The organism is Arcicella gelida (assembly GCF_034931025.1).
GTDB classification, from domain to species: domain Bacteria; phylum Bacteroidota; class Bacteroidia; order Cytophagales; family Spirosomataceae; genus Arcicella; species Arcicella gelida.
Genome location: NZ_JAYGIL010000011.1, coordinates 63035 through 83875 on the forward strand (window position 1 = coordinate 63035; position 20841 = coordinate 83875).

Sequence of the window (20841 nt, forward strand, 5' to 3'; positions counted from 1 at the left end):
ATAAATCTATGTTCAATACTAACTCCTCATTCAAAACTCAGCACTCCTAACTCTTATAAACCAGCTGATTTCTTGTGGTCAGCTAAGAATTTAGCCAAACCGCTATCTGTCAATGGGTGATTCAATAAGGCTAAAATTGCTGAAAGTGGAGCAGTAATAACATCTGAACCTATTTCAGCACATTTCAAGATATGAACTGGATTACGAACAGAAGCTGCTAAGATTTCAGTTTCAAAGCCGTAATTATCAAAAATCAAACGGATTTGTTCGATTAATTTCATCCCATCCATTGAAATATCATCCAAACGACCCACAAATGGAGAAACATAAGTAGCACCAGCTTTGGCTGCTAATAAAGCTTGTCCTGCTGAGAAAATCAAAGTACAGTTGGTTTTAATCCCGATGCTTGAAAAATATTTGATAGCCTTGATACCATCTTTAATCATTGGAATTTTAACAACGATATTTGGATGAAGAGCAGCTAGAGCAAGTCCTTCAGCAACCATTCCATCATAGTCAGTAGCAATTACTTCGGCAGAAATATCGCCATCAACGATATCACAAATCGCTTTGTAATGATTGATTACATTTTCTTGTCCGCTAATATTTTCTTTAGCCATTAAGGATGGATTTGTTGTTACACCATCTAAAATACCTAAGTCATGAGCTTCTTTAATTTCAGCGAGATTGGCTGTATCGATAAAAAATTTCATAGTAAATGTTGTTTATGCTTTCGCAGGTTATCAATTATTTAATTGAATTAAATCATTAATTGCTTTGAGTTATTTATCTAATGATTAAGTTTAGATTAAACTTGAAAAGATAGATTGATACCTCTCATAGAAAGGTACCAATACATAACCCAATTTTATTTATCTTCTATAAAACATTGAATTCCAACGCAATTCATTTTTGAATTGGTATAAATCCGTTTTATCATTAATCAAAACATATTCAATGCCTGCGATTTCAGCAAAATCTGCATAGAATTCTTGTGTAAGTGCTTGTGAATAAACAGTGTGGTGAGCTCCACCTGCCAAAATCCACATTTGTGCTGCGGTTTTTAAGTCTGGTTTAGTTTTCCATAATACACGAGCCACAGGTAATTTTGGTAATTCAGCGGCAGGTTCGATAGCTTCTACTTCGTTTACAATTAAACGGAAACGACCGCCCATATCAACCATTGAAGCATTCAACGCTGGACCAGCAGGAGAGTTGAATACCAAACGAACTGGGTCAGCTTTGCCACCAATACCTAATGGATGGATTTCACAAGTTGGTTTTCCTGAAGCAATTGTAGGACAAATCTCCAACATGTGCGAACCTAATACTTGGTTATTATTTGGCGAGAAGTGGTAAGTATAATCTTCCATAAATGAAGTTCCACCTGCCAAGCCTGCTGCCATTACTTTTGAAGTACGTACCAATACAGAAGTTTTCCAGTCGCCTTCGCCACCGTAACCGTATCCGTCTGCCATCAAACGCTGAGAAGCAATACCCGGTAATTGAACCATTCCGTGTAAATCTTCAAAAGTATTTGTATAACCTTTGAAATTTCCTTGCGTCAAGAAAGAACGTAAACCAGCTTCAATTCTAGCAATTTCAACTAAGCTACTTCTTTGGCTACCATTTACTTTTAATGAATCCATCAAAGTATATTGCGCTTCGTATTGCTCAATCATAGCATTAATGTCAGCATCTGAAATAGCATTGATAACGCCTACTAAATCACCAACTGGATGCGTATTGACTGAATAACCAAATTTGATTTCAGCTTCTACTTTATCTCCTTCAGTAACGGCAACAAAACGCATATTATCACCAAAACGAGCGAATTTAGCACCTTGTAAATCGTTCCAACCAGAAGCAACTCTACTCCAAACATTGATTCTTTCATGAACTTCTTCATCTTGCCAGTGACCAACCACTACTTTACGAGCGATACCCATTCTTGCACCAATGAAACCGAATTCACGGTCGCCATGGGCAGATTGGTTCAAGTTCATGAAATCCATATCGATATCAGCATACGGAATTTCAGCATTGAACTGAGTATGTAAATGACAAAGAGGCTTACGTAAAATTTTCAAGCCATTAATCCACATTTTAGATGGCGAGAAAGTGTGCATCCAACAAATTAAACCGATACATTTTGCATCAGAATTCGCTTGAATTGCCATATTGTAAATTTCCTCTGGCGTTTTTAAAACAGGTTTAAATACAACAGTTACTGGAATTTTTGAAGACTTGTTTAAAGCGTCTGCAATAATTTTAGAGTGGTCATCTACTTGTTTAAGTGTTTCCTCTCCGTAAAGATGTTGGCTACCTGTGATGAACCAAACTTCGTTTTGTTTTAAATCAATCATTTTAATAAATATAAAATTGGTGAACGCAAGAATGCTGTGTTGAAATTTATTTTAATTCTAATACTGCTACCGAGAAAGCAGGTAATTTTACTTTCAATTGATTTCCAGAAATAGTAGCTCCAGAAAATGCTTTTGGTTGAATTTTGTTTGGATTATCAAAAGAATTAAAATCTCTTAATTTTTCAGAAGCCAAGATTCTTCCAGAAACTGAAACATATTTAGCACCTTTCAAATCAATCGTGATTTCTTGAGGATTTTTAGGGTCAACGTTTGTTAAAGAAATGTGTGTTAAACCTTTAGCATCTTTTGAAGCCGAAACAGAAACCGCTGGTAATTTTTCTCCTTCGAACACAAAGTCATTACTTTTTACTTTGATTGGAAGTAAAGTAGCATCTTGGTGAACATTGTACATTTCCATTACGTGATAAGTAGGAGTAAGGATCATTTTCTCTTCCTTAGTAAGGATAACGGCCTGTAAAACGTTTACTACCTGTGCTAAATTCGCCATTCTGATACGGTCTGCATGGTTATTGAAAATGTTTAAAGTAGCTCCTGCAATCATCGCATCTCTCATGGTATTTTGTTGAAACAAGAAACCAGGATTTGTTCCATTTTCTACATTGTACCAACCGCCCCATTCGTCAACAACCAATGCTACTTTCTTTTTAGGATCGTATTTATCCATTACTGCCGAATGTTTCGTTACTAATTCGTCCATCAACAAAGCTTGTTGCATAGTTTTGAAGTACTCTTTATCAGTATATTCCGTAGCAGAAGTTTTTTGTCCTTCGCCCCAGCTTAACACTGAATAATGGTGAATAGCAACCCCTTCAAGCATATTATGAGGAATGTTTTTCATCAAAGTTTCTGTCCATTTATAATCTGCATCACTTGCCCCAGAAGCTACTCTGAAAAGTCCTTTTTTATCTGTACCAGCCATGAAAGTAGCATACTGACGATAGATGTTAGCATAATAATCGGCAGTCATATTTCCTCCACAACCCCAAGCTTCGTTACCTACACCCCAGATTGAGACATTCCAAGGTTTTTCACGACCATTCTGCTCACGTAATTTTGACATTGGACTTGTTCCAGCACCCAAGTTGATATACTGAGTCCAGTCTTTCAATTCTTGTACAGTTCCACTTCCTACATTACCTGAAATATATGGTTCAGTACCTAATAACTCGCACATATTTAAGAAGTCGTGTGTACCAAAAGAATTATCTTCAGTAACACCACCCCACCAAGTATTCACCATTGCAGGGCGTTGAGCTTTTGGTCCAATACCATCTTTCCAGTGATAAGTATCAGCAAAACAACCACCTGGCCAACGGAGGTTAGGGATTTTTAATTTTTTAAGAGCATCAATAATGTCTAATCTTACACCATCTTTATTAGGGATTTTAGTATTGTTTTCACCCACATAAAAACCACCATAGATACACGTACCCAAGTGTTCTGCAAAATGCCCATAAATGTGTTTGTTAATCGTTACTTTACCAGAATCAGCTTGCAATGTTGCTGTATTTTGAGCATTTCCTAAGAAAGAAAGTCCCAAACAAGCCACTGCCAATAGTTGTTTTTTCATCGTTTTTTTTGAGGATTTAATTGGAATAATATTTTAAAGGATGAGTTTTGAATGATGAGTGAGGAGTGTTGATAAGCAGCACTTTGTTTCCCGCTATCGAAAATTTTACTCCAAATTCATCACTCAAAACTCCTCACTCATCAGCATCCTTGACCGTAGTAGGCACTTTTACCATGCTTACGCTCGTAGTGTTTTTCGATAAGCGTATCTTTCAAGCGGTTTACTCTTGGGTTTAAAGTGCAAGTCAAATAAGCCATTTGAGCTACAGCTTCTAAAACACCCGCATTATAAACGGCTTTTTCAGCATTTTTTCCCCAAGTAAATGGAGCATGATTTCCCAAAAGTACCATCTCTACTTCTTTATAAGAGAGACCTTTTTTCTCGAAATGATTCATGATTTGGAAGCCCGTTTCGTATTCATAATCGCCTTTAATCATTTCATCACTCATCGGCGGGGCGCATGGAACATCAACTGTCAAGTGATCAGCGTGAGTAGTTCCTAAAATAGGAATATCCATTTGTGCCTGAGCGAATGAAGTAGCATAAGTAGAGTGTGTATGAACGATTGAACCAATTTCTGTCCAATGTTTATACAATACTGCGTGTGTTTTTGTGTCAGAAGAAGGGCGGAAATTTCCTTCAACTACTTTCGCATCAAAATCGCAAATCACGATTTGGTCAGCTTGTAAAGATTCGTAAGGCACACCACTTGGTTTAATAGCAAAAACACCTTTTTCTCTATCAACCACACTTACATTTCCGAAAGTAAAAACAACTAAACCCAATTTAGGAAGTTGCATATTTGCCTCAAAACAGGCTTGTTTAATATCTTGATACATGATTTAAATATGAATTATTATTGAAAGACAAAAGAAACAAGAGACAAGAAGCAAGAGAAAAGAAACACGATTTACGGCAAAACTCTCAATTCCTAAACTCTTGTGACATTTCTCTTTACTTTTTTTAATCTTACAGTCCAAAGTCCTTTAGTCTTTTCTCTTGCTTCTTGTCTCTTTAATCTTATAGTCTTCAAGTCCTAAAGTCCCCTACAAAGTCTGCGATTCAACAAATGCTCCTAAAGCCACATATTTTTCATAAAGTTTAGCATACAAAGCAACGTTTTCAGCAATTGGGAAGTACGTTTTATCAAAACCGTTACCCATTGCCGAAACAGCCATATTTACATCTGGATAAATTCCAGCCGCCACAGCCGCATACATTGCCGCTCCCAAAGCAGGAGCTTGTTCAGAAGTAGCAATTTTTACAGGCATATTTAATACATCAGCAAGCGTTTGCATTACAAAATCTGACTTTTTAGCCACACCACCCATACCTACAATTTGCTTAATATCAACTCCTTCATTTTTGAAACGGTCAACAATCGCTTTTGAACCAAAACAGATGGCTTCAACCATTGCACGGAAAATGGCAGGAGCATCTGAACCCATTCCTAAGCCCATAATAGCACCTTTCAAAGCTTGGTTTGCATCAGGAGTTCTTCTACCATTTACCCAATCTAACGCAACAACGTTCTTTTCAGAAATTGGAATCGCCGCCGCTGCTTTTGAAAGACTTACAATGATAGAATCTTCAATTTGTTGTTTGATTTCTGGAGCAATATCAGCATTTTGTACCGACCACATTGCAAGGTTTTTAAACCAAGCCAACAAGTCTCCAAAAGCAGATTGACCAGCTTCTAAACCTAACATACCCGGAATAATTGAGCCATCAACCTGTCCACAAATACCACGAACGAGTTTATCGCCAATTTCATCAAAAGGAGCAACCATCATGTCGCAAGTAGAAGTACCCATTACTTTTACCAAAGTAGCCGATTCAATTTCTACGCCAACAGCACCAGCGTGAGCATCGAAAGTACCTACTGAAATGATAGTGTCGGTAGTTAAACCTAATTTTTCAGCCCAAGCTTGGCATAAATTGCCCATTGAAACATCGGCTGTATAAGTATCTTCAAATAATCTTGAACGCAAAGCCGCCAAGCGACTATCGAATTTTCCTAAATATTCTTCCGAAGGTAAACCACCCCACGACTCATGCCACATTGCTTTATGACCAGCCGCACATCTACTTCTTTTTACTGTATCAACATCGTTGCTTCCAATTAAAACTGAAGGAATCCAGTCGCAATGTTCCATCCAAGAATAAGCTCCGTTAGCAATACTTTCATCTTCACGTGTGATGTGTAAAATTTTTGCCCAAAACCATTCTGATGAATAAATACCGCCTTCAAATTGCGTGTAATCTATTCCACCCCAAGTACGAGAAACCTGATTGATTTCAGCCGCCTCGTTTACTGAAGTATGGTCTTTCCAAAGTACAAACATCGCATTTGGATTTTCTTCAAAACCTGCGGTTAATGCTAATGGAATACCTGTTTTATCGACAGCAACAGGTGTTGAGCCTGTAGTGTCAACAGAAATTCCTTTCACTGAAGCAGGATTTACTTCTGGAGCTTTCGCTAAACAATCTTTGATTGTACCTTCCAAACCTTCAAGGTAATCTAAAGGGTGCTGACGGAATTGATTTTTTGCAGGAATACAATATTTCCCAGCTTTCCATCTTGGATAATAAAAAACAGATTGGCTGATTTCTTTGCCGTTTGAAGTATCAATGAGTACTGAGCGAACAGAATCTGTTCCATAATCAACACCGATGACGTATTGGTTTTTCATTGGTTAGATAATTTTTCGTGTCATGATGACACAATTAATTGTAATAAGATTAAAATTTGTTCTTGATAAAAGTAGAAAATAACCGTAATGTGAGATTAATTTTCATGGTATTTTACCATTTAAAGTCAGAAATAAAGTTGTGGAAATCGTTGAAATTATTTTTGTATTTTTCAGCATCAAGTTGATAGAGCATTGCCTTTTTTGTTGCAGAATTTTCATTTTTTTCGCCAGTATCAATTAACAATCCTGTTGAAATAATTTTTCTGCTAAAATTTCTACGATCTAAGTGCATATCATAAATTGCTTCATACAACTTTTGTAATTGTGGAATCGTGAATTTTTCAGGTAATAATTCAAACCCAAGTGGGTGTAGGGCAGCTTTGTATCGTAACTGAGAAAGTGCCATATTGACCATTTTGTTATGATCAAAAATTAAATCAGGTTTATCTTTGAAATTAAACCAATAACCATTCATCGAACGAGATAACTCAGAATCATGGGCATGAATATTAATCAAAGCAAAAAAACAAACAGAAACAGTACGCTCTACAGGGTCACGAGTGATTTCCCCAAAGGCTTGAAGCTGTTCCATGTATACATTTTCAAGACCTGTTAATTCATTCAAAACTCTTTTTGCTCCTTCTTCTAAATCCTCAGTTTCGTTTAAAAATCCTCCCATTAATGACCATTTTCCTTTTTCAGGGTCAAAGTTTCTTTTAATTAAGAGTAATTTCAATTCTTCCCCATCAAAACCAAAAATAATGCAGTCGATGGCTAATAGAATCCGAGTATCATGTGTGTATTTTTGGAGCATAATTAAGAGCAAGAGTGATAAATTGTGTAAATGTAACACAATTTATTTAATGCAACAAATTCTTTTAAAAAGAAAATTATCATACAAATATAATAAATTGATTTCTAAAAAATTAGACCTGATTTTTAATTTGCAGTTGAATAAAAAAAGCTCTCATCCGAATAAATCTTATCCGAATGAGAGCTTTTAGCTTGAAAGATTGAATATAGAAATTAAACCTTTAGAAATTTAGAATTTTGATCTACATTGTTATCCTTTGTTTGAACGATAAAAAAGTTGGCGTTGCAACTTGGACATTTGTAGTATTTCAGGTCAGGAAAGTAGGATAAAAATAATTTTATGTGAAAAGGTCTTTTTACCCTGTCACAGTGGAGGTTTCCACAGCTAGGGCATTTGTTGACATTTGTCTTTCTTAAAGAATAGAATAAAAGAAAGAATGCCTGCAAAGCTATTATTGCCAAAACCGACAACAACAGTGGATTGTTGAGTAAACTTGTCATAATTTTTTTTTGTGTGTTAATGGGCGATAAACAAATTGCAATACTTGCTTACCTTTTTTTAAATTAAATTTAAGTGGCAGTTAAGTTAAAAAACAAATTATCATGTGTTGATTATATATTTATTTAATAATAAAATAACCAATAAAGCATTTTATGGAAATGAGTAAAAATCAGCAGTTTATACTCAAAATTATATGCTTAACGATGACATCATGTAGTTTGATTTTTTGCTAAGTTCTATGTTTTTTTTTTAAATGCAATATTGAATCGTTGAATTTTTGACTTAAAAGCATGAAAAAGTACAAGAATTTATTAAATGGTACTTTTTTGGAATAAACGGCTTTGTAAAGTTTTAATATATCTTGGATTTGTTTTATTTAGGAATGAAGGTCAAATAGAATATTTAAAGAAATGTTTTTTGAGGCTTGACTTTTAGTGCAAAACTAAGCTAATGTTTTAACACAGATGTTAAGGAATTGATAAGATAGTATAAGATAAAATACTTAGGATGTTGCTTGTGTTGGGCTGACTTGAAAGAAGAAATGCTTAGTTGGGGCATTTTGTCCAAAATAGTGGTAATTTGATTTTTCTAAGAAATCAAATTACTCTAAATGGAATTGAAAGGAGTCTTTACTGAGTGTTTTTGAAGAATAAACAGCAGAAACAGTAGTGGAAATAAAGTTTGCAAGGGCTTCAATAGCTTCTTTGTTATTAGCAGGGCGTTCTACAAAGAAATTGACATTACTTTCGGTAGGAGTGTTCCAACCAATTTGTTTCAACTTCGCCAATTGTTCATCAGTAAGCTTACTTTCTTTCGATAAATACTGATTAGAAACTGCTTCACAAAATACATCTTCAGCTCCTTTAGAGCTTGCTGCTTGTATATAATAGTCTTTTGTAATATCAATGACAAAATAATTACTATCACCACCTTCTTTGAGAATTTTATTGATAGCTGTTTTAATGAGTGCTATGTTCATATTTTTAAATTTTGCCAAAGTTAAGTCGAATTCAAGAATATTAGTATCACATAAAAGCCCAAAACTTTTCCATTCCTTGAAAAAGTTTTGGGCTTTTATGCTGAATTTGAAAGTATGCTAGTTACTCTTTTTATTTTTAGCATCAATAATTGCACCTGTACCTGCACCAACGCCAGCACCGATCACACCGCCAATTAATGCACCTTTCAATGGTTTATTGTTTCTTGAAATAATTGCACCTGATACTGCACCAACACCGCCACCAATCAAAGCACCTTTTACGGCTCCGCTCATTTTTTTCTTTTTAGCTACCGTGGGCGTAGAGGCTACTGTATTATTACTAGTACTGGTACTTCCGCCTGCTGACACTTTGCTTGTAGTGCTTACATTATTCGCAGTTGCATTGAGTGCATTCAAGGAATCAATACTTGCTTGTTTTTGTGCTTCTAGTTTCATTGAGTCAATTACCATTTGTTTAGCTTCTAAAGCTGCTTGGTTTTTCATTGAATCAATCGCCATTTGTTTGGCTTGCTCTACTTCTGTTTTAGTATTTTGGTTACAAGAAACCGTGATGATGAAAGCAGATAAGATAATTAGGGCATTTTTCATATTTCTATATTTTTGTTTAAGAATAATTTAATAAAATTATATAAATAATTATTCCAGTATTTTTAAAATGAATATTATAAGGGTTTGGGAATATGTGAGGAGAAAAATCCACACAATTTGTGGATTTTTCATCGGAAATTTGATAAATTGAAGACTAAACAAAATTTACTATGGACAAAAGAATACATTCAATAGACTTTGTAAGAGGTTTGGTGATGGTAATTATGGCAATAGACCATGTGAGAGATTTGATGCACGTCTCTTCATTATCCGATGACCCTACTAATTTAGCTACTACCACTCCATTTTTGTTTTTTACTCGTTTCATAACACATTTTTGTGCGCCAACTTTTGTTTTTTTATCAGGTACTTCTGCATACTTGTCTTTTAAAAAACAATTAGATGTTAAGGCAAATCAAAGGTTCTTATTAAGTCGAGGATTATGGCTGATTCTTTTAGAATATACCATTGTTAATTTTGGTATATGGTATAACATCCATTTCAGCATCATTATGTCGCAAGTGATTGGTGCAATTGGTTTTAGTTTTATCATACTTGCTGCTTTATTAAGACTATCGCCAAAAAACATTGGTATTATCGGTTTAATTATTGTTTTAGGTCATGATTTGGTATCACAATTGCCTTTTGCTATCGAGAATCCTATTTTAAAATTTATTACCTCATATCTTTTTGCCTCTAATCTTTTTCAGGTTACGCCCAATTTTACTTTCTTAATTTCTTACCCAATTATTCCTTGGTTGGGAATTATGTTGTTAGGCTATGCAAGTGGCTTAATCTTTGAACTTTCAGCTGAGAAAAGAAGAAAATTATTATTTCAGATAGGGATTTCGATGCTAGTACTCTTTACAGCATTGAGATGGGTAGATGTTTATGGAGATGGAGCAAAATGGTCGGTTCAGAAAGACGCTGTTTTTACGTTTTTATCATTTATTAATGTTAGTAAGTATCCCCCTTCATTATTTTATACTTTGGTGACTTTGGGCGTGATGATGCTAGTTTTAGCAAGTGTCAATACTTTGAAGAACAAGTTAGTCCAAATCATTTCGGTTTATGGTAAAGTACCTTTGTTTTATTACCTAATTCATTGGTATTTAGTACATACTACAATGATTGTCGTATTATTTCTACAAGGCTTTACTTGGGAAGAAATGAACTTTGACCCATTTTCATTTGGCAGACCTAAAGGAGTTTCGGGCGTAGAATTACCAGTGATTTACCTCATCTGGCTATTGATAGTCATTGCATTATTTCCACTGTGTAAATGGTACGGAGATTATAAAATGACACATAAAGAAAATAAATGGCTTCGTTATTTATAACAAATTGCCTTTGTGAGGAATGACTGTCCTCACAAAGGCTTTTGTTAATCTTATTTTGTCGGATTATCTTTACTTTTAAGCCTTTTGGCATCCTTGAGGCTTTTGTTCAACATCCATTCAATTTGCCCATTCACACTTCTGAATTCATCTGCTGCCCATTTTTCAATGGCTTTCATCATGTCGGCATCTATGCGTAGGGCAAAAGATTTCTTTTCAGCCATAACTTATTGATTTAAAGTGCCAGTATTAATTACTGGCTTTGTTTCGCTATCACCACATAGTACAACCATTAAGTTGCTTACCATCGTTGCTTTTTTATCATCATCGAAAGTGATGATATTCTTTGAACTAAGTAAATCCAAAGCACTTTCAACCATTCCTACAGCTCCTTCTACAATTTTATGGCGTGCAGCTACTACGGCAGAGGCTTGTTGTCTTCTAAGCATTGAGTGTGCAATTTCTGGTGCATAAGCCAAATATGCAATTCTTGACTCAATTACTTTGATGCCTGCAATTTCTAATCTTTCGCTTACTTCATTTTCTAGGGCTGCATTAATATCATCAAAATTGGTACTCAATGTAATTGTTGCTTTCTCATCTTCAAAATGATCATAAGGGAAAGAACCAGCCAATTTACGAACGGCTGAATCTGTCTGTATCTTGATAAAACCAGTATAATTATCAACGTCAAAAATAGCCTTAAAGGTATCTTCTACACGCCATACTAAGATTACACTGATTAATATCGGATTTCCCATCTTATCATTCACCTTTACTTTGTCGCTCTCGAAATTGCGGGCTTTCATTGATAAGTTTGTACGGCTAAAGAAAGGATTTATCCAGAACAAACCATTTTGTTTGATAGTCCCTTTATATTCTCCAAAGAGCAAAAGTACTTGTGCGCTATTAGGACTAATGATAATAAAGCCTTTTAAAATTAAACAAATCAGCAACGAAGCAAGTACAGCATCAAATGGATGCTTTTCAACAATACCAAAAATTAAGAAAGCAATACTTAGTAGCAATGCAATAATAGCAAGGTATCCGTTGATTGGATTAATGTGTTTTTCGGTTTTCATAGGATGATTATTTTGATATTAAAATGATATTACAATAGTACTATAAATTTGAGCAATAACCTACACTTTATAAGCCTAATATCCTTAAAAAATGATGAGTGGTTTTGGGGAATGATTGATGTATTTAAGAAAACAAAATAGCCTCAAAAACCAATATTTTTGAGGCTATTCTATTATGTAATAATCCAATTATTTGACTAGATACTTTGAGCTTATCCAACCTTCTATATCATTTAGCCCATGCACGGTGTCTAATACTTCTACAAAGCTCCAATTACCTTCACGCTTTAGCACAGTTACTTTGGTATTGGCTGGTAACATCTTGGTTACGGTCTCAAATTGTGTGCCTGCACCTTTTCTGATATTTACTTCAGTACTGGTTTTGTAGAGGTCTAACGTTTCGTCTTTTCTACCCATCGCTTTAGACTTGAAGCTTCCCATCGGAAATGCAGGGCCTGGGTCGCTTTTACGATAAGGAGAAATATCGTCATGACCAATTACATCTTTCAAAGCATAAGTTTTCACCAACAAAGCAGCCACTTCTATGGCTACAGCTAACTGTTTTTCAGAATATTCATGCCAAGCATTTTCTACAGTTTCGTTTTTATGTTTAGCAATGATTACGTCATTATCTGGCACAGACTCTTTGTCAACTGGACAAACCCACTTGCTGCCTTGTTTAATTAATCTTCCGCCATTTACCAATTCTATCCCAATCGAATAGCTATTTAATCCGTTTAAACCATTCCACTGACTTACTCCGGCATGCCAAGTTACAACATTAAAAGGGGCAAACTGTGTTATCGTGCCATCTTTGTCAATTACTAAGTGTGCCGATGCTTTTGCCTCTGGTTTCAAAAACCATGCAATAGAGCCTGCCGCTTTGGTGGCTGCTGTATAGTGCATTACTAAATAAGTGGGCGTGTATTTGCTACCCTTGTTGGGTGTAGCACGGTAGCTCACTTGTTTGCCGTCATTGGCATACAATAAATGATTTAAAATTTTCATTAGCGTTTTAGTTTTGAGATTCAATGATAAGCGTTAATAATTTTTCAAGGATTACTTGATTCTGGATTTATCTTTTTCCCTTTTTTAGGGGCTTCTAGTAAATTAAAATTGAATAAGGAAGTACATTTTTCAACATCTGCTGGAAACATCAACGCTATGCTATGAATTGTTTTTAGTAACTCTAATTCAAGTACTTTCCTATTGCTTGAACGTTCTACACGGCTTTCGCCTACTGTTCCCTTTTGTAATAATTGTGCATTACGAGTATTATGAAACTGACTGCTAAATGCTTTTAATTCGTTCCTAATTTCATCTCCAATTTGGTTGGCATACAAATCTGCGGCATTACTTACTTGTATTAATAAGGCTGGTAATTTTGTTTGGGTAGCCGTAGAATACTCACGAATACCCTGCGGATAAAATGCTTGATAGGGTGCAGTGTTTGTACCACCTACGGCTCTAGCAATTACACCTTGATTTAAACTCATATAGGTCTTAAAGTTTTTGATGACTTCGTTCAAACCCAATGTTTTACCCTTTTGCAAGGCAAGGGCTGTCTTGATGACACCAACTTCGTCACCCAGTGCATTTGCGGCGGGACTCAAAGCATTAATAAAGGTGTTGAATTGATTATTGACATTAGCTGCTTGCAGTTTAGCAATTACATCAATTGCAAATTCATACAGTCGAGGCGAAGAAATATTCTTACTCTCGAAAAAATTGTTGAAAAACCTTTCAGGTTGTAGCATGGCTTTTTTGTTTTAGGTTATGGAAAAAAAATAAGTAGATTCTTAATCAAGGAAATAGATTGAATAGATTTTGACATAAATACTTTTTTTAAAAGATTAAACATCAAAACTCAATTTGATATGTTCCATTTTTCGGGACTATATGCTAAACTTTAATTTGATATGTTCCATTTTTCGGGACTATATGCTAAACTTTAATTTGATATGTTCCATTTTTCGGGACTATATGCTAAACTTTAATTTGATATGTTCCATTTTTCGGGACTATATGTTAAACTTTAATTTGATATGTTCCATTTTCGGGACTATATGTTAAACTTTAATTTGATATGTTCCATTTTTCGGGACTATATGTTAAACTTTAATTTGGTATGTTCCATTTTTTAAGACTATATGCTAAACTTTAATTTGGTATGTTCCATTTTTTGGGATTATATGCTAAACTTTAATTTGATACATTCCATTTTTCGGGACTATATGTTGAATCTCAATTAGGTCTATTCCTTATACCTATATTATGTGTTCAATCACATAAGTTATCCAATCCATTTACTTCTAAGTGCTTAGTCGTGAATTACTCCTTGAAAGCTAACTTCTAATTCAATATTATTATTGGCATCACCGATAATTTGTGAAGGAAGTACCAACTTCCCATTGGCGATTTGCCAATCAAAAACAATTTTATCAAGGTCATTACTAAAAAAACGCCATTCGTAAATACCATTATTATTCCTAATCTCCAACCAATAGGTTTGTTGTGCAATATAATCGGTGGAATTGGCAGCAATCAGCTTCCCAATTTTTTGAACTAAAGGGTACAATTCCTCTGCAACCCTTACCCAAGGAGCATTACCGATAGAAGTGTAAGACATTGTATTAGTAATCGCTTTAATCATCTTGTTTTCGTCCGAGAAAAAGCCAAGTACATCTTGCAAAGCCTTATCACTATCTTCGGAAGCATCTTCCCAAGTTTTGATTAAGTGTTTTAGCAAATCATTAGAATACAAAGCCCTTACTTTCTTAGTACTTTTTGCATTATCAGACTCCCAGAAATGAAAGTCAATCTGAAATTGCATCGGTGCATCATCTGTTGACATTTTGGGCAAAGAAAAAGAAATAGTGGGGTCAAAAAGATTTTGACGGGAATCACCTTTTCTGAACCTAACGCCATTTTCATATCCTCCCGTAGTACTAAAACCACTGCGAGTCATATACACAGGAGGTTCGTTAGAAGGTACTAAACTCTGGGTAGCATGTATCTGCCAAGTTTGGAATACTTCAATATCTCTATCGAAAGGATTAAAACTATTATCGCTAATTTTTAAGGCTTTGATACCTCTTAATTGAAATTGGAAGTACATTTTAGGAGAAAGTTAAATGGTTTATTAGATAGCGTATTGCTTAATATCAGAAAAATCAAGTAAAGAAAAAATGTAGCACTATTGTGCTTGATTATCAGTATATTAAAGCTGAGTAAATCTAAATATTTAACCAATTCAGGTCAAATAAAATGCAAAAAATCTACACCAATTTTTATTAAACGGTAAATGAAGGGAATTGTGGAGGAGGATTTTAATGAGAAAATGGGGGAGGAGGGAAAAATCCCCCAACAAACTTTATGTATTTTATGGTTTATTGGGGAAGTGAGATTAAAAGGTTTTGACAGTGATTATTGATTAAATCTTAGCATATCCCATTTAACCTTTAGGAAACCAAAGAAATTTCCATTTTTGGGGTCATACTTAATTTCTACAGGGAAATATACATTTGGTGCAAGCCTGATACTAATTGTTGAAGCTAACATAAATGTTTTTTCTTCTTCATTACTGTATCTTCCTCTAGGAATGTAATTGTATTCTACATTTAATAGGACTTCAAGTGCAGAAGATTTTATATCAGATTTAGTCAGTGCTAAAACTTTGTTTACACCAAATTTCCCAGTTAATACAGTTCGATTAATTGACTTTTCAAGATTGGTAGTATCTTGGAGATTTTTAAAAAATACTCCGCCGTATAAATCCCAAGGATAATCTTCTCTTTCCCGTTCGATACCTCCCAAACCTTTAATGAATTCCGTTTGCAATGTTATTTCAGACCATTTTTTATCTACATAGTTTGAATTTAAGGCTATTGTCCAAATAGAAGCGTTATTCATTTTGTTAATAGTTGAATCATAGCTTTTTGTAGCAGCAGCAAAATTAGCTTCAAATGCCTGAATGCTAGATTTATTTATTTTTTCTAAGAGTAAAGGGTCTAAAGAACTAATATCTTGTTGTTTAGTAAACTTATTTAAACTGTTCTTGACTCTCTCTTTATCTATTATAGAAAGATTTTTATCATCCATAACGTTTTGATAATCATTACGTATTTGATTTAAAAACGGTAATAAATTCTTAACAAGGTTGTCAATTTTTTGAGTCTTGTCAAAATACTTAAATGTTTTAGGGTCTCTGTTATTTATTAATGCATATTTTAGACTTGCGTTTATTCCTTTAATTTTTTGTTGATTATTATTATCAAAAATTATACTTCCACCCATTTCAAAATTTCTGCTAAATACATTATCTAAATATGCAGTTTTAGCTTTATCAGTATGGCTAAACAGAGTTTTCCAACCATGGAGAGAACCCTTGAACTCTAGTTTGTTATCAGTAGAGTTTACCAATTTATTATCAAAAGCAAATTGTAATTTTTCAGATAATATTTCAGTTAAAATGGATTTGTTTGGCTTATTTGTTTTTGCATATTTTTCAAACGTGTATAAAGTTTCTTTGGAGTCATATTGAGCCAATGCTTTATTGGTAAAAGTAGATAGAAGAACGACTAAGATTATGATGTATTTCCATCCTCGTAAAATATATGTCTTCATGATATTATTATGGTTTAACAGTAAATGGTAAAATGCCATAAAAAACAGTTTGAGTAAATTTCGCAGTTGCTAATGTTTGTTGTTGTTTTTTTATTGTAATTAATACAAAACCATCACTAGGTTCAGAGCCTGCAATAACAACAGCCTTTTCACCTTCCTTAATCTCAACCTCTTTTACGAAGACTCCAGATCCTTTGAAATGAAATGTATTTTTTGAGTCAAAATCAATAAAAACACTTCCAGTACCTCCTTCGATTTCTACTATTAATTGAATCTTTTCCATAGTTTCTTATTTGTTTACTGCCTACTCTAAATCCCTTTTCGGCTTTACGGTATGGTTTAAAATGTTTATGGTGTAGGTGGAGTTGTACCTTTAATCGTTTTTGCAACATAAGGAACTACTCCAATTCCTAATCCTGCAATTATTTTCCAAATACCATCCAAATCAATTAGGGTAGTATGTCCTGATATTTGTGCATAATTATAAATAGTAACAATACTTATTGCAATCACTATTGCTGTAATACCTGTCAAGAATGCTATAACTCTACTTGAACTTCTTGCATAATTGGGCGTTTCGGTGATTGTGGTTATTGGTTTCTGTAAATCAGTAGGGTCTTGTTTTGTTTCAGAAGATATAGATTTACTTACACTTTCATCCGCAGAGAGTGCATCTGAAAGTTTGAAGTTTTCCTTTTTTAACCAAGACATAAAGTAGAAAAACAATAAAAGGAATAATATTGCTGGAAGCATAATTATAAGCCACTCCTCAATGGTAATTTCAGTAGGACTTTCAATTTTTTTTGCAATATCTTTTACCTTATTGCCAATTAATGAAAGTTCTTTTTGAAGCTTTATGACAGAATTAACTAAGCCTGTATCAGGTTTTGCTTGAGAGAAATCAGACTTAATAGTAGCCCCAAAACTGGAAAAGCTTAACAATAAAATAATGGGACAAAGAATTAATATTTTTTTCATGTATGTAAATAGTTTACCGCCTACTCTAAATCCCTTTTCGGCTTTACGGGTTGATTTTCAGTGATTTAAATGTGGAGGTAAACTTAGTGTTTTGAAGAATATTCTGATAAAAACTGAGGAGAAATCTAATCTTTTTTTTATTATTCGGTCAAAGGCTTTCTTCGAAGTGATTTTTTTAATTTATTACACAAAAAAAGAGCTTACAGATTTTGCATTTCACAAAACCTGTAAGCTCTTTATCAAAAGAAATATGATTAACTTAATTCAAAATATAACGCTCAATCACTTCTGCTACTCCATCATTATTATTAGAAGCTACAATTACATCCGCTTTATGACGAATTTCTGGTGTTACATTATCCACCCAAACACCTAAGCCAGCGTATTCAATCATGGTTAAGTCATTATTGGCATTTCCAACGGCAATAATTTCAGTAGGATGAATGTTGAGTCTTTCAGCAAGCCTTGCTAAACTTGCGGCTTTATCAATTCCTTTTTGCATTACTTCCAAGAAAAAAGGCTTAGACGTTGTAATGCTTTTATGGTTGATATGGGCTTTTAGTTTATCGCTCACTGTTGCCAAATACTCTGGTTCTTCTAACATGATACATTTAATAGAAGGCTTATTGATAGCCTCTTTAAAGCTTTCAACCTTACGTAAAGGCATGCCAGTTAAATATGCTTCAAGGTCAATATATTTTGATTCCGACTCTGTAATGATAGCACCATCAAGGTAGGCTAAAATATGCACATTGTGTGCTACACTAAAATCATATAATTCGTGGAGATGCTCAGTACTAATACTTTGTTCAAAGAGTACTTCTTCGTTAGTCATATCTACAATCTCACCACCATTGTAGGCAACAATATAAGAACCGAAGGTATGTAAAGATAAATCTTTGGCATAATGCGTCATGGCAGGAGTAGGTCTTCCAGAAGCAAGTACTATATAAACGCCCTTTTCTTGGGCTTTTAAAATCATCTCTTTATTTTTCTGAGAAATCTGATGGTCGTCGTTGAGGAGGGTGTCGTCCATATCCAACACCAGCATTTTATATTTCATTTGTAAGGATTTTTTCTGCAAATTACAATTGAAGTATTGAAGACTAGCCATAATCTCAGAAAGTTTATATACTTTCCTGAAATTGCCAGCATATCAATTACTTATTATAGTACATTTCAAAAAAATAAAGACATCATAAAAAGATAATAACCTTATCAACCATTTTATCTAATATCATGAAGAATCCTATTTATCTATTACTCATTGGTGCATTATTAGTAAGTTCTTGTGGGAATAATGCCGAAGTAAAAACACTACGACAAGAAAACGAAGCATTAATAGCCGAGATAAAAGCCTTGAAAGCAAATGGTGTAGCGAATGCACCCAAGTATATTTTGAAGATACGTTTAAAACAATCACATTTTTCATTAAGCATCAAGAAGCATATTAAAGATGCTGTGAATGCCATAGAATTTGAGTTGCCTGTAGATAAAGAGTTTTTTGATTCTGTCTCAGAAGGCACAGAGCTAGTTGATAAATTCAGGTTTGGTTCTTTTGTTTTGTATGGTAGTTTTGGCGACTGGGAGATGAAGGTGAAAGGAAAAGAGGTGAGGGAAGGGAAGCCTTGAGGTTGTAAAATATAAATAGAGTAGTATTCTTTTATTATTAATACTATGTCAAGATTTCTGGGAATTATAATTTTCTTTTTTACAATACAATCTTCAGTAGGACAGACTATTGTTTGTCCTACTGAGATTCCATTTTATATCATACAAAGGAAAAGTCCTTACATAACATTGCCTGATAGTTTAGGCGGTAAAGATGTAAAAGGTTTTGCAGGTTTTAAAATAACCTTGTATTCAGGCAAGCTAAAACAAATAACAATGTTAAAACTTAAGCTTTCAGGAAAAGTGAATATTTCATATTCAGAAGGAAATGATTTAAAGGATAGTATCATCAATAAATATGAAGTGTTTTTAAAACGTTGTGTGCATGATGTTGAAATAGTAAAAACAGATAAAAGGAAAGCACCTAAAATTTACAACATAATGTTTTTAAGTAGATTTTAAATCTATCATAGCAATTTAGAGCTAGCTATTTTTTCAAGTACTTTATCTCTGTTAAACCTACATTTCTCTAAAAAACCTTGTAATTTGCCAACAAATTTAAAATTTCTTGATGCGCAAATATTCTATTATCATTCCTGTTTATAATCGTCCCGACGAAGTGGAGGAGTTACTGCAATGTCTTGTAAAGCAGACTTATTCTTTTTTTGAGGTAGTCATTATTGAAGATGGTTCTATCAACAAATGCGAGGAGGTAGTAAATACTTTTAAAGATAGCCTTGATATTCATTATTATTATCAAGAAAACACAGGACAAGGCTTTGCTCGAAATACAGGTTTTAGTAAAGCGAGGGGAGAGTACTTCATCATTTTAGATTCAGATGCTTTGATTGAAAATGATTACTTATCAATTGTTGAGGAACAACTAAATACCGAATTTTTAGACCTCTACGGCGGTCCCGACCGTGACCATCCTAATTTTACGCCCATCCAAAAAGCCATCAGTTACTCCATGACTTCTGTATTCACTACAGGTGGAATTAGAGGAAGTAAAAAGAATTTAGGAGGTACATTTCATCCAAGAAGTTTCAATATGGGGCTTTCGAGAGAAGTGTATGAAAAAACAAAAGGTTTTATCATTACCAGAATGGGGGAGGACATTGAATTTAGTATCAGAGCCATTTCCTTGGGTTTTAAATCTGGATTAATTCCGGAAGCCTTTATTTATCATAAACGCAGAACGAGTTTTGTACAGTTTTATCGTCAGTTGAGATTTTTTGGCAAAGCAAGAATCAACATCAGTCGTTACTTCCCAAAAGAGTTAAAGTTAGTACATACTTTCCCAATGATTTTTACGCTAGGCTGCTTTTCAATTCCGATTTGGTATTTCATTTTTACGCCATTCTTTTACTTAGGAATTGCGATATTAGGAATTTATGTTTTATTGAACTTCTTAGATGCTACGATAAAGAATAAAAGTATTGAAGTAGGCTTGCTGAGTATTGTGGCTGTATTTGTGCAATTAATTGGCTATGGCATCGGTTTTATCACAGAGGGCTGGAAGAAATTATTTGAAGAAAAAGGATTTAAACAAACAGGAGAAAAGATAGAATATCCTTCTTGAGTAATAGTTGTGGATTGTGAGTTAGTAAGTACAAATAGACTAAAATTAGCGGCAACCCTTGCGGTTGCCCTT

General features: G+C 34.1%; 21 protein-coding genes. 4 read left to right on the forward strand and 17 right to left on the reverse strand.

The window, feature by feature from the left end:
* Positions 1-53: 53 nt before the first annotated feature.
* From fsa to VB776_RS10775, 8 genes are all read right to left on the reverse strand, one after another.
* Positions 54-713, reverse strand: a complete 660-nt coding sequence (fsa, locus tag VB776_RS10740) for a fructose-6-phosphate aldolase (RefSeq protein ID WP_323328863.1) — start codon at positions 711-713, stop codon at positions 54-56.
* 159 nt (positions 714-872) lie between these two features.
* The gene (araA, locus tag VB776_RS10745; protein ID WP_323328864.1) at positions 873-2366 is read right to left on the reverse strand and encodes an L-arabinose isomerase; all 1494 of its coding nucleotides are present in this window, start codon (positions 2364-2366) and stop codon (positions 873-875) included.
* Between the two features lie 46 nt (positions 2367-2412).
* Entirely contained in the window at positions 2413-3957 is a 1545-nt protein-coding gene (locus tag VB776_RS10750) for an alpha-N-arabinofuranosidase (protein WP_323328866.1), read from the reverse strand.
* A 140-nt stretch (positions 3958-4097) separates the two neighbouring features.
* The gene (locus VB776_RS10755) at positions 4098-4796 is read right to left on the reverse strand and encodes an L-ribulose-5-phosphate 4-epimerase (RefSeq protein WP_323298707.1); all 699 of its coding nucleotides are present in this window, start codon (positions 4794-4796) and stop codon (positions 4098-4100) included.
* A gap of 207 nt (positions 4797-5003) precedes the next feature.
* The gene (locus VB776_RS10760) at positions 5004-6650 is read right to left on the reverse strand and encodes a ribulokinase (RefSeq protein ID WP_323328868.1); all 1647 of its coding nucleotides are present in this window, start codon (positions 6648-6650) and stop codon (positions 5004-5006) included.
* Between the two features lie 112 nt (positions 6651-6762).
* Positions 6763-7464 carry an NUDIX hydrolase gene (locus VB776_RS10765; protein ID WP_323328870.1) on the reverse strand — a complete coding sequence of 234 codons (702 nt, stop codon included), beginning with the start codon at positions 7462-7464 and terminating at the stop codon, positions 6763-6765.
* A gap of 1102 nt (positions 7465-8566) precedes the next feature.
* A complete protein-coding gene (locus VB776_RS10770) occupies positions 8567-8944 on the reverse strand; it encodes a TY-Chap domain-containing protein (RefSeq protein WP_323328872.1) in 378 nt (125 codons plus the stop codon).
* Between the two features lie 117 nt (positions 8945-9061).
* Complete coding sequence (locus VB776_RS10775; RefSeq protein WP_323328875.1) at positions 9062-9553, reverse strand: YMGG-like glycine zipper-containing protein; 492 nt, start codon at positions 9551-9553, stop codon at positions 9062-9064.
* 170 nt (positions 9554-9723) lie between these two features.
* Here VB776_RS10775 and VB776_RS10780 point away from each other — a divergent pair, with 170 nt between their 5' ends.
* Positions 9724-10893 (forward strand): DUF1624 domain-containing protein, encoded by a 1170-nt coding sequence (locus VB776_RS10780; RefSeq protein WP_323328877.1) that lies wholly within the window; start codon positions 9724-9726, stop codon positions 10891-10893.
* 50 nt (positions 10894-10943) lie between these two features.
* On the opposite strand, the gene VB776_RS10785 is transcribed toward VB776_RS10780, so the two are convergent.
* From VB776_RS10785 to VB776_RS10825, 9 genes are all read right to left on the reverse strand, one after another.
* On the reverse strand, positions 10944-11114 hold the full coding sequence (locus VB776_RS10785) for an Arc family DNA binding domain-containing protein (RefSeq protein ID WP_184137473.1): 171 nt from the start codon (positions 11112-11114) through the stop codon (positions 10944-10946).
* A gap of 3 nt (positions 11115-11117) precedes the next feature.
* The gene (locus VB776_RS10790) at positions 11118-11972 is read right to left on the reverse strand and encodes an SPFH domain-containing protein (protein ID WP_323328879.1); all 855 of its coding nucleotides are present in this window, start codon (positions 11970-11972) and stop codon (positions 11118-11120) included.
* Positions 11973-12161: 189 nt separating this feature from the next.
* The gene (locus VB776_RS10795) at positions 12162-12980 is read right to left on the reverse strand and encodes an N-acetylmuramoyl-L-alanine amidase (RefSeq protein WP_323328880.1); all 819 of its coding nucleotides are present in this window, start codon (positions 12978-12980) and stop codon (positions 12162-12164) included.
* A gap of 44 nt (positions 12981-13024) precedes the next feature.
* Complete coding sequence (locus tag VB776_RS10800; RefSeq protein WP_323328882.1) at positions 13025-13729, reverse strand: hypothetical protein; 705 nt, start codon at positions 13727-13729, stop codon at positions 13025-13027.
* Between the two features lie 563 nt (positions 13730-14292).
* Positions 14293-15090, reverse strand: a complete 798-nt coding sequence (locus VB776_RS10805; protein ID WP_323328884.1) for a hypothetical protein — start codon at positions 15088-15090, stop codon at positions 14293-14295.
* 308 nt (positions 15091-15398) lie between these two features.
* Positions 15399-16598 (reverse strand): hypothetical protein, encoded by a 1200-nt coding sequence (locus VB776_RS10810; protein WP_323328886.1) that lies wholly within the window; start codon positions 16596-16598, stop codon positions 15399-15401.
* Positions 16599-16605: 7 nt separating this feature from the next.
* Positions 16606-16881: a hypothetical protein gene (locus VB776_RS10815; protein ID WP_323328888.1), complete on the reverse strand. Its 276-nt coding sequence runs from the start codon at positions 16879-16881 to the stop codon at positions 16606-16608.
* 65 nt (positions 16882-16946) lie between these two features.
* Positions 16947-17576 carry a hypothetical protein gene (locus VB776_RS10820; RefSeq protein WP_323328890.1) on the reverse strand — a complete coding sequence of 210 codons (630 nt, stop codon included), beginning with the start codon at positions 17574-17576 and terminating at the stop codon, positions 16947-16949.
* Between the two features lie 259 nt (positions 17577-17835).
* Positions 17836-18639: a Cof-type HAD-IIB family hydrolase gene (locus VB776_RS10825; protein ID WP_323328892.1), complete on the reverse strand. Its 804-nt coding sequence runs from the start codon at positions 18637-18639 to the stop codon at positions 17836-17838.
* 176 nt (positions 18640-18815) lie between these two features.
* Here VB776_RS10825 and VB776_RS10830 point away from each other — a divergent pair, with 176 nt between their 5' ends.
* The 3 genes from VB776_RS10830 to VB776_RS10840 all read left to right on the forward strand — a co-directional run bounded on the left by VB776_RS10830 (position 18816) and on the right by VB776_RS10840 (position 20769).
* A complete protein-coding gene (locus tag VB776_RS10830) occupies positions 18816-19208 on the forward strand; it encodes a hypothetical protein (protein WP_323328894.1) in 393 nt (130 codons plus the stop codon).
* Positions 19209-19253: 45 nt separating this feature from the next.
* On the forward strand, positions 19254-19649 hold the full coding sequence (locus tag VB776_RS10835) for a hypothetical protein (protein WP_323328895.1): 396 nt from the start codon (positions 19254-19256) through the stop codon (positions 19647-19649).
* A 109-nt stretch (positions 19650-19758) separates the two neighbouring features.
* On the forward strand, positions 19759-20769 hold the full coding sequence (locus VB776_RS10840; protein ID WP_323328897.1) for a glycosyltransferase: 1011 nt from the start codon (positions 19759-19761) through the stop codon (positions 20767-20769).
* Positions 20770-20841: the final 72 nt, after the last annotated feature.

Bases quoted from the DNA above. Each gene is read 5' to 3' on its own strand.
- VB776_RS10840 (WP_323328897.1), top strand. From the start codon at position 19,759: ATGCGCAAATATTCTATTATCATTCCTGTTTATAATCGTCCCGACGAA.
- VB776_RS10830 (WP_323328894.1), top strand. From the start codon at position 18,816: ATGAAGAATCCTATTTATCTATTACTCATTGGTGCATTATTAGTAAGT.
- VB776_RS10760 (WP_323328868.1), bottom strand. From the start codon at position 6,650: ATGAAAAACCAATACGTCATCGGTGTTGATTATGGAACAGATTCTGTT.
- VB776_RS10835 (WP_323328895.1), top strand. From the start codon at position 19,254: ATGTCAAGATTTCTGGGAATTATAATTTTCTTTTTTACAATACAATCT.
- VB776_RS10750 (WP_323328866.1), bottom strand. From the start codon at position 3,957: ATGAAAAAACAACTATTGGCAGTGGCTTGTTTGGGACTTTCTTTCTTA.
- VB776_RS10755 (WP_323298707.1), bottom strand. From the start codon at position 4,796: ATGTATCAAGATATTAAACAAGCCTGTTTTGAGGCAAATATGCAACTT.
- VB776_RS10770 (WP_323328872.1), bottom strand. From the start codon at position 8,944: ATGAACATAGCACTCATTAAAACAGCTATCAATAAAATTCTCAAAGAA.
- fsa (WP_323328863.1), bottom strand. From the start codon at position 713: ATGAAATTTTTTATCGATACAGCCAATCTCGCTGAAATTAAAGAAGCT.
- araA (WP_323328864.1), bottom strand. From the start codon at position 2,366: ATGATTGATTTAAAACAAAACGAAGTTTGGTTCATCACAGGTAGCCAA.
- VB776_RS10805 (WP_323328884.1), bottom strand. From the start codon at position 15,090: ATGTACTTCCAATTTCAATTAAGAGGTATCAAAGCCTTAAAAATTAGC.
- VB776_RS10785 (WP_184137473.1), bottom strand. From the start codon at position 11,114: ATGGCTGAAAAGAAATCTTTTGCCCTACGCATAGATGCCGACATGATG.
- VB776_RS10775 (WP_323328875.1), bottom strand. From the start codon at position 9,553: ATGAAAAATGCCCTAATTATCTTATCTGCTTTCATCATCACGGTTTCT.
- VB776_RS10765 (WP_323328870.1), bottom strand. From the start codon at position 7,464: ATGCTCCAAAAATACACACATGATACTCGGATTCTATTAGCCATCGAC.
- VB776_RS10815 (WP_323328888.1), bottom strand. From the start codon at position 16,881: ATGGAAAAGATTCAATTAATAGTAGAAATCGAAGGAGGTACTGGAAGT.
- VB776_RS10810 (WP_323328886.1), bottom strand. From the start codon at position 16,598: ATGAAGACATATATTTTACGAGGATGGAAATACATCATAATCTTAGTC.
- VB776_RS10820 (WP_323328890.1), bottom strand. From the start codon at position 17,576: ATGAAAAAAATATTAATTCTTTGTCCCATTATTTTATTGTTAAGCTTT.
- VB776_RS10790 (WP_323328879.1), bottom strand. From the start codon at position 11,972: ATGAAAACCGAAAAACACATTAATCCAATCAACGGATACCTTGCTATT.
- VB776_RS10800 (WP_323328882.1), bottom strand. From the start codon at position 13,729: ATGCTACAACCTGAAAGGTTTTTCAACAATTTTTTCGAGAGTAAGAAT.
- VB776_RS10780 (WP_323328877.1), top strand. From the start codon at position 9,724: ATGGACAAAAGAATACATTCAATAGACTTTGTAAGAGGTTTGGTGATG.
- VB776_RS10825 (WP_323328892.1), bottom strand. From the start codon at position 18,639: ATGAAATATAAAATGCTGGTGTTGGATATGGACGACACCCTCCTCAAC.
- VB776_RS10795 (WP_323328880.1), bottom strand. From the start codon at position 12,980: ATGAAAATTTTAAATCATTTATTGTATGCCAATGACGGCAAACAAGTG.